At 31.1% G+C, this 12,495-nt stretch carries 8 protein-coding genes; 6 read left to right on the forward strand and 2 right to left on the reverse strand.

Features of this window, described 5'->3' with window-relative positions; genetic code table 11:
* The first annotated feature begins 73 nt into the window (after window positions 1–73).
* The 6 genes from ABUA27_RS04685 (at window position 74) to ABUA27_RS04710 (ending at window position 9,899) form a co-directional block, all read left to right on the forward strand.
* A complete protein-coding gene (locus ABUA27_RS04685) occupies window positions 74–1,939 on the forward strand; it encodes an AbiA family abortive infection protein (RefSeq protein WP_349820321.1) in 1,866 nt (621 codons plus the stop codon).
* A gap of 280 nt (window positions 1,940–2,219) precedes the next feature.
* Window positions 2,220–3,833 carry a type I restriction-modification system subunit M gene (locus ABUA27_RS04690; protein WP_349820322.1) on the forward strand — a complete coding sequence of 538 codons (1,614 nt, stop codon included), beginning with the start codon at window positions 2,220–2,222 and terminating at the stop codon, window positions 3,831–3,833.
* Window positions 3,834–5,129, forward strand: coding sequence for a restriction endonuclease subunit S (locus ABUA27_RS04695; RefSeq protein ID WP_349820323.1), 1,296 nt, complete (start codon window positions 3,834–3,836; stop codon window positions 5,127–5,129).
* Window positions 5,130–5,191: 62 nt separating this feature from the next.
* On the forward strand, window positions 5,192–5,743 hold the full coding sequence (locus ABUA27_RS04700) for a restriction endonuclease subunit S (RefSeq protein ID WP_502879947.1): 552 nt from the start codon (window positions 5,192–5,194) through the stop codon (window positions 5,741–5,743).
* 18 nt (window positions 5,744–5,761) lie between these two features.
* Window positions 5,762–9,001 carry a type I restriction endonuclease subunit R gene (locus tag ABUA27_RS04705; RefSeq protein ID WP_349820324.1) on the forward strand — a complete coding sequence of 1,080 codons (3,240 nt, stop codon included), beginning with the start codon at window positions 5,762–5,764 and terminating at the stop codon, window positions 8,999–9,001.
* 1 nt (window position 9,002) lies between these two features.
* On the forward strand, window positions 9,003–9,899 hold the full coding sequence (locus ABUA27_RS04710; RefSeq protein WP_288951303.1) for an AbiTii domain-containing protein: 897 nt from the start codon (window positions 9,003–9,005) through the stop codon (window positions 9,897–9,899).
* A 789-nt stretch (window positions 9,900–10,688) separates the two neighbouring features.
* On the opposite strand, the gene ABUA27_RS04715 is transcribed toward ABUA27_RS04710, so the two are convergent.
* Window positions 10,689–11,348 carry a BglG family transcription antiterminator gene (locus ABUA27_RS04715; RefSeq protein WP_217748554.1) on the reverse strand — a complete coding sequence of 220 codons (660 nt, stop codon included), beginning with the start codon at window positions 11,346–11,348 and terminating at the stop codon, window positions 10,689–10,691.
* A gap of 158 nt (window positions 11,349–11,506) precedes the next feature.
* Entirely contained in the window at window positions 11,507–12,310 is an 804-nt protein-coding gene (locus ABUA27_RS04720; RefSeq protein ID WP_281082734.1) for a metallophosphoesterase, read from the reverse strand.
* Window positions 12,311–12,495 lie beyond the last annotated feature (185 nt).

Consider the following 12,495-nt stretch of genomic DNA (forward strand, 5'->3'; position numbering starts at 1 on the left):
TAAAAGTTTCATTATATTGAATGGGTAAGTCATACTCATATTATAAATATGAAACGTAAATGAGAGGTAATGTATGTTTGGATTTACATATGATACATGGAGAGAAACGTGTAAAATGTATTTTAAATTAGGTGATGGTTCTAAAAAAGCATATTTACAGTGGTTTCCTTTTTCAAAATTAACTAAAGATGACGAGGTGCGTATTTCTAGTGAAGAATTCTTTAATCAATATATAAAAAATGCTGCATTCGTATTATTTCCAAAAGTTATGTATCGATCAGAAAATTTTCTTCAAAAGAGTGATGGAAGTTTTAGGGATTCTAGTCTTTTGTTTCCTATATTGTATTTAGTTATTCAAGCTATTGGAAAAGAAATTTCAAATCATTATAAACCAGAAAGAAATGTTACCATTGATGCTTTTTATGCAGGAAATTATGAACATATGCGCGCAAAGTATAAACAAGATTATGATGAGTTTTATAAACTAGTTAATGTATATATTTCAGAATCTAAATACTTTATTAAAACTGACGTTACAAATTTTTTTCCAAATATAAATTTAGATATTTTGATCAATCAAATTGACAAGAAAAGTAACATAGATAGTGTTCATTTCACGCCTACTCAATTAAAAATGATAAAAGAACTATTTTCATACTGTGGAGATGGAAAATTTCCAACTATAGAAAATAGTATTGCTTCATCCTATTTAGCAACGATTGTATATATGGATGAAGTTGATAACAGAATTTTTGACTTTATCAATGATAAAATAGATTGCATAAGTAGTTTTAAAATTATTCGATATGTAGATGATATGTATATTTTAATAGATTCTCCCTATGACATCATTAGATTACGAGATGCTTATAATCAAATTAGAAATGAGTATTCTTCAATATTAAAAGAATATGGATTATCGCTAAATACTAAAAAATGTTGTTTGAAGCCTGTTACAGAAATAAACAGTGAACTTAAAAGATCATTATATGATGAGTATTTTAAAGGGATTCATCATGATATAGAAAGTCTGTTTGTCGGTTCATTTAAGAATTTTTTAAATGATCTTTTATCAACGTTAAAAACAGAATGTATTGATATTGAACATTACAATTCATTGATTGATAAGTATTTTAGCAGTGATGATGTCGAGTTTACAGCATCAGAAGTATACAATTATCATATATATGAAAAAGACGATATCTTACAGAGTGACGAAATAATAAATGTTATATGTCAGTTAATTAACACAGATATCTCGTTTATTAGTTTAGATCCAAAGCGTTTAAGTATTATGATTACGAAAACTCGTAGTACAAAGGCCATTAAGGCATTGTTATATCAATTATTTATTCGTAGCCGAAAAGGACTTTGGAATTCATATGATACCTCCATTGCGATATCATATTTAATCCAAAGTGAATTTAGGCATATAGATTTGCTTAAAGTTTTATATAAGAATTGTAGTCACCTTGCAATATACTGCTATTACTGCTGCGAAAATAGATTTCTGTTCACACTTTCTGATAAAAAAGTTAATAATTATATACAAATAATTAAGAATGATTGGAAAGCATATTTTTTATATTTTATGTATTGGGTAGAAAAAGACCGTCATAATTCATTAGCAGAATATGCATTTTATAAAAACTATTTTGATCGTTTTACTGCAGATTTAGCTTTTTTCTATAAGTATGATCCTAAGTGTAAAAAACCAAACTATCGAGGATTCTATAGCGAAAAATCTTTTAATAATTTTTACAAGGACATTCCTGATTCAGAAAATATAATTAAGGAAGCACACTCATTAAGAAATGCAAATCCATTATCACATTCTTCAGCAGGTTTAATTGATAAATCTACAACTTCACAAGATTTGAAGAAATGTATTGAAAATTTAAATTCACTAATTGATAGTTATTTGGATTTGGATAAATAATATTTTTGCGTGATATTAGTATCCAACCTAAAAAAACTAAAATAGAATATTGTCAGGTAATTGACTTATGGTTGACTTTTCTTCTAACTATAAAAATGTAGCATAGCTTACAAGCATGTAGGTTATGCTTTTTTTCTTGGTGAAGATAGAGATGTAATGTTAGTGCGGATGAATTTCAAAATTAGAATGATTGTATGATATAATAGTTCTATGTTTGTGAAACAAGAGTATAGGTTTCATTACATTAAAAGTAGAATGGATAAAGGAAGGTTACGAAATTATGACTATAGACACTAAAAAAGAACAAGAACGCGAAGAATTACATCGTGCTATTTGGGCTATTGCAGATGAACTTCGTGGTGCAGTAGATGGATGGGATTTTAAAAACTATGTTTTAGGTACAATGTTCTATAGATATATTTCTGAAAATATAGCTAATTATATTAATGAAGGTGAAGAAGCAGCTGGTAATACAAATTTTGACTATACAAAGATGTCTGATGAAGAAGCTGAAGAAGCAAGAGAAGGATTAGTACAAGAAAAAGGTTTCTTTATTCTTCCATCAGAACTTTTTTGCAATGTAGTTAAGAAATGTGATAAAGAAGATGCTTATTTTATTGATCAAGAAGGTAATAAAAAAGATATCAAATCTAATTTAAATGTATTTCTTGAAATGATATTTAACCATATTGAAAATTCAGCTGAAGGCAGTGAATCTGAATCTGATTTTAGTGGCCTTTTTGATGACTTTGATGTAAATAGTAATAAACTTGGTCCAACAGTATTGAGAAGAAATGAAAAACTTTGCAAGCTTCTTAAAGGTGTAGCAGACATGAACCTAGGAGATGTAAAAAATCACGATATTGATGCATTTGGTGATGCATATGAGTATCTTATGACTATGTATGCTTCTAATGCAGGTAAATCAGGTGGTGAGTTCTTCACTCCAGCAGATGTATCAGAACTTCTTACTCGACTAGGAACAGTTGGTAAAACTGAGATAAATAAAGTATATGACCCAGCATGTGGATCAGGTTCATTGTTGCTAAAAGCAGAAAAAGTACTTGGAAAAGATAATATACGTAACGGTTTTTATGGACAAGAAATAAATGTAACGACATACAACCTTTGTCGTATCAATATGTTTTTACATGACATTGGATTTGATAAGTTTAATATAGCATGTGAGAATACATTGACTGAACCAGAACATTGGGATGATGAACCTTTTGAATTGATTGTTTCAAATCCTCCATATTCTATAAGTTGGCCTGGCAATGACGATGCAACACTTATTAATGATCCACGTTTTGCGCCTGCCGGAGTTCTTGCACCAAAGAGCAAGGCAGACTTAGCATTTATTATGCACAGCCTGTCTTGGCTTTCTTCTAATGGCACTGCAGCAATTGTATGTTTCCCTGGAATTATGTATCGTGGTGGTGCTGAAAAGAAAATTCGTAAATATTTAATTGACAATAACTATATTGATTGTGTTATTCAGTTGCCTTCTAATCTTTTCTTCGGTACATCGATAGCTACATGTATTATGGTATTAAAAAAATGTAAAGAGAATAATAAGACTTTATTTATTGATGCAACAAATGAATGTATAAAGGTAACAAATAACAATAAGCTTACACAGGAAAATATGGATAAGATTATTAATTGTTTCACAAAACACAATGAAATTGAATATTTTTCTCATCTAGCATCATATGATGAAGTGAAAGAAAATGAATATAATCTTTCAGTATCTACTTATGTTGAGGCCAAGGATACAAGAGAGAAGATCGATATTGTAAAACTCAATGCAGAGATTAAGGAAATTGTTGCTCGTGAGCAGGTTCTTCGTGATGAGATAGATAAAATCATCGCAGAAATCGAGGTGTTGTAAATGAGCAGATTAGATGAATTGATTCAGAAATTGTGTCCTAATGGAGTGGAGTATAAAAGAATTGATGAGATATGTATAGTTCAAAATGGATATACCCCATCAAAGAAGAATAATGATTTTTGGGAAGACGGAGATATCCCTTGGTTTCGTATGGAAGATATTCGCCAGAATGGTCGTGAATTGGAAAACGCGATTCAGCATATTACCTCATTGGGTGTAAGAGGTTCTGTATTTCCAGCAAACTCTCTTATTTTTGCTACGACTGCGACCGTTGGCGAACATGCTCTTATAAAAGTACCATTTGTTTGTAACCAACAGCTTACACACATTCATATTAATGATGAATACTCTAATGCTATAGAAATTAGATACTTATTTCATTATGCTTTCAAAATCGATGAAATGTGTAAAAATAACACCAAAGGTGGAAGTACACTTCCTGCGGTTGATTTGAATAAATTCAAGAGTTTTAAGATTGCCATACCTCCGTTGGAGGTACAACGTGAAATAGTCCGCATATTGGACTATTTCACGTTGCTTACAGCTGAGCTTACAGCTGAGCTTACAGCCCGTAAGAAACAGTATGAATTTTACAGAGATGAGTTGTTGAAGGGAGATAGTCAAATACCTATGATGACTCTAGGTGAAATAGCAACGGATATATATCGTGGTTCCGGCATCAAGCGTGATGAGGTTACTGAAGACGGGATTCCGTGTGTGAGGTACGGTGAGATTTATACACAATATAATACGTGGTTTGATAAATGTGCTTCGCATACACAGTTAGAATGTATATCAAATCCTAAGTATTTTGAACATGGGGATATTCTTTTTGCTATTACCGGTGAGAGCGTTGAAGATATTGCAAAATCTATTGCGTATATCGGGCATGACAAGTGTTTAGCTGGTGGAGATATTGTGGTTATGAAACATGAGCAAAATCCTAGATATCTTGCTCATGTGTTAAACACTTCAATGTCAAGAGAGCAAAAAAGAAAGGGAAAAGTTAAAAGTAAGGTTGTTCATTCAAATGTTTCATCAATTGCACAAATTATAATTCCATTACCTTCTCTTGATGTTCAAAAACGTTATGCTGATGTTCTAGATAACTTTGAGCAAATTTGTAATGACCTCAAAATTGGTCTACCCGCTGAAATTGAAGCACGACAGAAACAATATGAATATTATCGAGATTTACTCTTGACGTTTGCTGAAACAGGCAACACAATCTTGACAGACAGACAGACAGACAGACAGACAGACAGACAGACAGACAGACAGACAGACAGACAGTAATTAAGCTTATCCAATATGTATTTGGTTATGCTCCAGTTAAACTAGGTGAGATTGCAACGATTATTCGTGGAGGAAATTTTCAGAAGAAAGATTTTGTAGAGAATGGAAGACTATATATTCATTATGGTCAGATGTATACGCACTTTGGTATATATGCAGATAAAACATTAACCTATTTGAATGATGAAGTATTTGCAAAATCAAAGATTGCTAAGCCTGGGGATATTATTATGGCAGTTACAAGTGAGAATGTGGAGGATGTATGTTCTTGTACAGCGTGGCTTGGAAATGAAGAAATAGCAGTTAGTGGTCATACAGCTATTATTAGTCATAATCAGAACGCGAAATATTTGTCTTATTATTTTCATTCAGCTATGTTCTATAAACAGAAGAAAAAGTTAGCACATGGAACAAAAGTAATTGAAGTAACACCAAGTAAATTGGCTGATACAGAAATTATGTTACCTACACTAGAGGAACAAGAAAGAATCGTATCTATCCTTGATAGATTTGATTCTTTATGCAATGATCTAACTTCTGGGTTACCTGCAGAAATCGAAGCTAGACAAAAGCAATACGAATATTACAGAGATAAATTACTTAGTTTTAAATAAGTAAAGGAGGTGGATGCTATGTCATATTTTAATATTGTTGCACAGTCAACAGAAAGTACAGTTGTTACAGAATATGAAGCAGTTAAAAGTAGATCTAGTCAATATCAATCAGAAGCAGCATTAGAAAGAGAATTTATTCATATGCTTACTGAACAAGGTTATACATATCTTAAAATACATCATGAGAAGGATCTTATTGCTAATCTTCGTATTCAATTAGAGAAGTTAAACAATTACCAGTTTTCTGATAATGAATGGGAAAAATTTTTTAAGAGTCATATTGCAAACAATAATGAAGGTATTGTAGAGAAGACAAGAAAAATTCAAGAAGATTACATACAAGTATTAAAACGTGATGATGGTACTACAAAGAATATTTCTCTTATTGATAAAAAGAACGTTCATAATAATTCTCTTCAGGTTATTAATCAATACGTGCTTGGTATTTCTGATGGTGCAAAACATGATAATCGATATGATGTTACTATTCTAGTCAATGGCTTTCCACTCGTTCATGTTGAATTAAAACGAAGAGGTGTGGCTATTCGTGAAGCTTTCAATCAGATCAATAGATATCAGAGAGACTCATTCTGGGCTGGTAGTGGTCTATTTGAATACATTCAAATATTCGTTATTTCGAATGGTACTAACACAAAGTATTATTCAAACAGTACACGTTTTAACGCTATTAAAGATTCAAAGAATTCTACTTCTAAGAAAGGTAAAACAAGTAATAGTTTTGAATTCACATCTTTTTGGGCTGATGCAAACAATCGTATAATCCCAGATTTAATTGATTTTACTAGAACGTTTTTTGCAAAGCATACAATCTTAAACATTATTACTAAGTACTGTATTTTCACATCTGAGAATATGCTCTTAGTTATGCGTCCTTATCAGATTACTGCTACTGAACGTATATTGAATCGTATTGAGATTGCAAATAACTATAAAAAATACGGTAATGTTGCTGGTGGAGGATATATTTGGCACACTACTGGTTCAGGTAAAACACTTACTTCTTTTAAGACTGCAAGATTAGCATCACAGCTTCCATATATTGATAAAGTACTATTTGTTGTTGATCGTAAAGACTTAGATTATCAGACAATGAAAGAGTATGATCGTTTTGAAAAAGGTGCTGCTAATAGTAATACTTCAACATCAATTCTAAAAAAACAGTTAGAAGATAGTGATGCTCATATCATTATTACTACTATTCAAAAATTAGCTACTTTTATTAAGAAGAATAAGAATCATGATGTGTATGACAAGCATGTAGTTATTATTTTTGATGAATGCCATAGAAGTCAGTTTGGTGATATGCATGCAGCTATAGTAAAAAGCTTCAAGAAGTACCATTTATTTGGATTTACTGGAACTCCTATTTTCCCAGCAAATACAGGAAGAGTTACTAAACCTCAATTTTTTACTACTGAGCAGACATTTGGTGATCAGCTTCATACATATACTATTGTTGATGCTATTAATGATAAAAATGTATTACCATTCAGAGTGGACTATATCAAAACAATGGATATGAGTGATGATATTGATGATGAACAGGTATGGGATATTGCGCGTGAAAAAGCAATGATGGCTCCTGAGAGAATAAAACTTGTAACAGAATATATTCTTGATAATTTTGATAGAAAGACTTATAGAGGTGATAAAACATATATCTATAATACTCTTACTAACATTAAAGAAGTTGCTTCAGGAAAAGCAGGAACTGTAGAAGAAATTAAGCAAAAACAGCGTATTAGTGGTTTTAATTCTATTTTTGCAGTTGCATCTGTTCCTATGGCTAAATTGTATTATCTGGAATTTAAAAAACAAATGGCAGCTGATCCAACCAAGAAACTACGTGTTGCTACTATTTTTAGTTATGGTGCAAATGAAACAGAATATGAAGAATCTACGAGTGGAATTCTTGAAGAAGAGAATTCTGAAGATACTTCTGCACTTGATCAATCATCAAGGGATTTTCTTGATTCTGCTATTGATGATTACAATAAGATGTTCCATACTAGCTATTCTACAGATGGTGATAAGTTCCAGAACTATTATAAAGATGTCTCTCTTAGAATGAAGAATAAAGAACTTGATCTATTAATAGTTGTAAATATGTTCCTTACAGGATTTGATGCTACTACATTAAATACTTTATGGGTTGATAAGAATTTAAAGATGCATGGCTTAATTCAAGCATTCTCAAGAACAAATAGAATTCTAAATTCTATTAAAACGTTTGGAAATATTGTATGTTTTAGAAATCTTCAAAAACGTGTTGATACTGCAATTTCATTATTTGGTGATAAAGATGCAGGTGGTATTGTATTAATGAAGAGATTTAAAGATTACTATTATGGCTATGAGGATGAGGAAGGCAAAAGACATCAAGGCTATGTGGAAATGATTGAGCAGTTGATGTCAAGATTTCCACTTGATGAGCCAAGAATTACAGGTGAACAGAATCAAAAAGATTTTATTAATCTATTTGGTGCTATTCTTCGTATGAGAAACCTTCTTTCAGCATTTGACGAATTTGCAGGTAACGAAATTCTTACTGAGCGTGATTTACAGGACTATCTTGGTAGATATCAAGATTTACGTGATGAATGGAATAATAAACGTAAACGAGGCGAGAGTACAGATATTATTGATGATATTGTTTTTGAGATAGAACTTATTAAACAGATAGAAATTAATATCGATTATATTTTGATGCTCGTAAAGAAATATCATGATAGTCATTGTGAAGATAAGGAAGTACTTATTACAATTAGTAAAGCAATTGATTCAAGTCCTGAATTACGTAGTAAGAAAGCTCTTATTGAGACATTTATATCTGTTATTAACGATGTTGAGGATATTATGGCTGAGTGGCATGAATATATTGCTAAAAAGCGTGAAGAAGAACTTTCTAAAATTATTGTTGAAGAGAAATTGAAAGAGCCTGAAACAAGAAAGTTTATTGAAAATGCATTCCGTGATGGAGAAATCAAAACTACAGGCACGGATATCGATAAGCTTATGCCTCCTGTATCTCGTTTTGGTAGTAGTAAAAGAACTATTAAGAAACAGGGTGTTATTGATAAATTGAAGTTATTCTTTGAGAAGTTCTTTGGTGTTGGTGGTTCATTTACCGCAGAAGAATCGGATAATGTCCATTATACTAATGTGGTGCATAACCACCCTACTCTTATGGTTGCAGAAGACAAAGATTCTTATAAAGTTGAAAAGGATAGTGAATAATATGGCAAACAGTGTTTTAGAGTTACAGAAAGAAGTTCTTTCGCCAAATTGTGATATTGTTAATGTATTACGAAAAGCACATTTGATTGCTGTAAAATTAAAACTGTCTGATTTTGACCAATGGATTCAATATGAATTGAATGGATATACTGATAAAGAATCATGTCCAGAATATAGAAAGGTTCGAGGAACTTTAAAATACTTCAATCAGTATTATGGGTGGTATCCAATTATAATTCCAAATAATGAAATTGAAAAAATTATTTGTGAAAGAAAATTATCGAATTCTATTTCTAAAATTGTATCTTTATCTGATTCGTCAGAAAATGATTTATTAATGATGCTTCCTGGTGCGGAATGTGCATTTTTAGACGAAAAGTGTAATGCTCCAATACCGCTGAATTATGCACTTCAAGTCCCATCAACAGCAGTTAAAGATATTGAAGAAAAGGTAAAAAACACAATATTGGAGTGGACGTTGAAATTAGAAGAGGAAGGAATTATTGGAGAAAACACGATGTTTACTGAGAAAGAAAAAGATTGTGCAACCAATATTCCACAAACCGTGAATAATTATTATGGACCTACGAGTGTTATAAATTCAACTTCTGGTAATGCTCAAATAGTGTCAGGTAATGGAAATACAGTTTCTTTTCCATATGATAAAGTTAAGGATGTTGTTGATGAAGTGGCAAAGAGTATTAGTGCTTCAAACCTTTCAAAAGATGATATGGAGACAATAACTGAGCTTTTATCTGATATAAAATTAAAAATCGAAGAAGAAAAGAGACCAGCCATTCTAAAAACTGCATTGATTGGATTAAAAGATTTTTTGAGTAACGTGGGTGCAAGTGTTGCTGCTGGAATTATTCAAGCTAAAATTCAAGGATTATTTTAAATAACTATTAAAATCACTCACAAGCAATACTGATTGTGAGTGATTTTTTGTGCTCATTAAGTAATTCAAAATAACAATAAAGAATCAACGATGAAAATAATAGTGTTAGATACGATAGTTGAAGGTGCCATTTCTTAATATTTATGGCAGTATATTATAATAGTGATATATTAGGAGGCTGATAGAATGTTAAAACATGGTATCGAAATCCAGCAAAGACTAGCTAATGGGATTCTTGGAGGTCCGCGTCAATGTGATTTTTCAATTACACTAGACTCCGTATTATATCCGTATTATATAAGATTTCCATTGAACAATTAGGTATAAGAAAAACTAGAAATTAAAAGGAACCTTGTGATAATTGTATCTTGAAATCAACTTGCATATTAAAATACTAGATGCTATAATTTGATTGCAAATTGGAATGCAATTAACATCAAAGCGAAAAGGTAAGGAATGGGACTCCTTACCTTTTCTAGTTATTTAGAGTGTACTTATCACTAGGCTGGTTATCGTTTAAATCTTTTGTCCAACCATTTGCATATGTAATAAACTAAAACACCTGCCACGACAGATACTACTAAATTGGAAAGCAATTAACATCACCTCCTTTCAAGGGAGGACGATAACAAAGTAATTATATCAAATATTGGCATTAATAAATATGAAATGAAAAGCTAAATTTAAAATACCTTTCATAGTGTGAGAAAGAGGATTTACATAAAAAGAAAGGAGATAGCTTTCGCTATCTCCTAGGTCCATCTACTATTGATATGGTTCCCTTTGATGTTATCTTAATGCTGTACCGAAATGTAATGCTATATAAGCCAATTCATCTTCATTAAATGATTTATGATAATGTTCCTTTACAACATCATTTAAAATCATTGCACATTTATATTCTGTTTCATTTTCAGTTTTAATCTTGCCAGCTAATACATTATCATGGAGCTGTTCATCATTCTTTAAACGCTGAATTGCAGGATAGAAATGCATTGATAATCCCTGATAGAAATCATCATTCTTCTTTAAATTTAATCCTAAACGGTTATTGATTTCCTGTACGGCTTCTAAAGTAATGCTTTCAGTTTCCTGATCAATAATATCGCATTCACTAAAGAAGTCTAAATCTAATAATGTCATGTTTGATAAATACATCGCACAATAACAAATATCGTCTTCAGAAATTTTTACATCATATTTCTTAGATAAATCATAGACGATTAACTGTGAAATCTGATAAGTGTTGGCTTGTTTTAATTGTTCAATCTGAGATGAACTCATTTCGATATAAGATCCAGATAATTCTCTTGTAATTGATAAAGCAAGATGAATAGATAAGTTGTCTATTACTGTATCTGAGATATCCATGTTTGCTTCAGTCACATACTTCTTGATTGTCGCAAAGATTTCTGCTTTGCGTAATTTAAATTTTTCTTCTAATTCCATGACCATTTTTTTCACTACCTCTTTGTGCCCTTATCATATAGGAAAGAAAGCGGTTTGTCTATCTTTATTTTTAGATTTGTACACCAAAAGAGGTTAATTTTCGCGAATTTATGAATCCGTTTACATATTTTGTGTAAAAAGGTGTATTTCTTGTAAAACTATTTTCTCATGGTGAGATAAATAGTATCATATTCGCATTGTGTCCCAAGTCTAAATGGGAATCCCCATGAACCATATCCAGCAGATACAAGAAGATAATGGTTCTTATAATGGGATAAACCATATGAATTCTGATAGTAATAATGAAGAATAATATTACCTGGGAAAATCTGTCCATTATGTGTATGACCAGATAATTGAAGATCAGTGAAATATGTATGTTGATCAAATCTTTCAGGATTATGGTCTAGTGTAATAGTAGGTAAAGAAGTATCCATCCCTTCTATTACTTTATTGATTTCATAGTGATCATGAGATGTTTTATCTGTAAAGCCGACAATATTAAAAGTATTGTCTACAGTTTCATAGGTGTTCTTTAGAAAGTGTATGTTGTATTTTTCAAAGACAGTAAAGTCTGTATGTTTACCATAGTATTCATGATTACCAGATATCCAGTATGTTCCATAAGTACTCTTCATATTCTTGAATTCTTGTAAAGAACGATTCATTAATGCATCCGGTGTGTTTTCATCAAATACATCTCCTGCAAAACATACAAGATCATAATGTTTATCATTCACTGTTTTTACAAGTTTTCTCACCTGTCTCATATAAGTACCAGAACTCAAATGTAGATCACTGACTAAACAGATCTTTAACTTAGATACTGAAGATGTCTTAGGAACAGTGACATGATAGATGACTTCTTTCTTATTATAGTGAGAATGGAAACCAGAAATTGTAAGAGTAATCGCAATCATAGTTGCTACGATATTTCCAAAACGATATGGTCTTCGTTTCACAAATTTAAAGGAGAAGCGATACAGATATACGCATATAAAAAGAATATAAATATACATAGTGAGAAATTGACACACTAGTATGAACATGGTAAAGATATGATTATAAGGTTTTCTATAAATTTTATATCTAATTTTCGATTATCCGCATAAACACTATACTTTCAAGTATTTTGAAGTATAGAAAA

The sequence above is a fragment of the Catenibacterium sp. RTP21428st1_D7_RTP21428_210409 genome, from assembly GCF_040227455.1.
GTDB lineage: Bacteria > Bacillota_I > Bacilli_A > Erysipelotrichales > Coprobacillaceae > Catenibacterium > Catenibacterium mitsuoka_A.

Bases quoted from the DNA above. Each gene is read 5' to 3' on its own strand.
- ABUA27_RS04685 (WP_349820321.1), top strand. From the start codon at position 74: ATGTTTGGATTTACATATGATACATGGAGAGAAACGTGTAAAATGTAT.
- ABUA27_RS04690 (WP_349820322.1), top strand. From the start codon at position 2,220: ATGACTATAGACACTAAAAAAGAACAAGAACGCGAAGAATTACATCGT.
- ABUA27_RS04695 (WP_349820323.1), top strand. From the start codon at position 3,834: ATGAGCAGATTAGATGAATTGATTCAGAAATTGTGTCCTAATGGAGTG.
- ABUA27_RS04705 (WP_349820324.1), top strand. From the start codon at position 5,762: ATGTCATATTTTAATATTGTTGCACAGTCAACAGAAAGTACAGTTGTT.
- ABUA27_RS04710 (WP_288951303.1), top strand. From the start codon at position 9,003: ATGGCAAACAGTGTTTTAGAGTTACAGAAAGAAGTTCTTTCGCCAAAT.
- ABUA27_RS04715 (WP_217748554.1), bottom strand. From the start codon at position 11,348: ATGGAATTAGAAGAAAAATTTAAATTACGCAAAGCAGAAATCTTTGCG.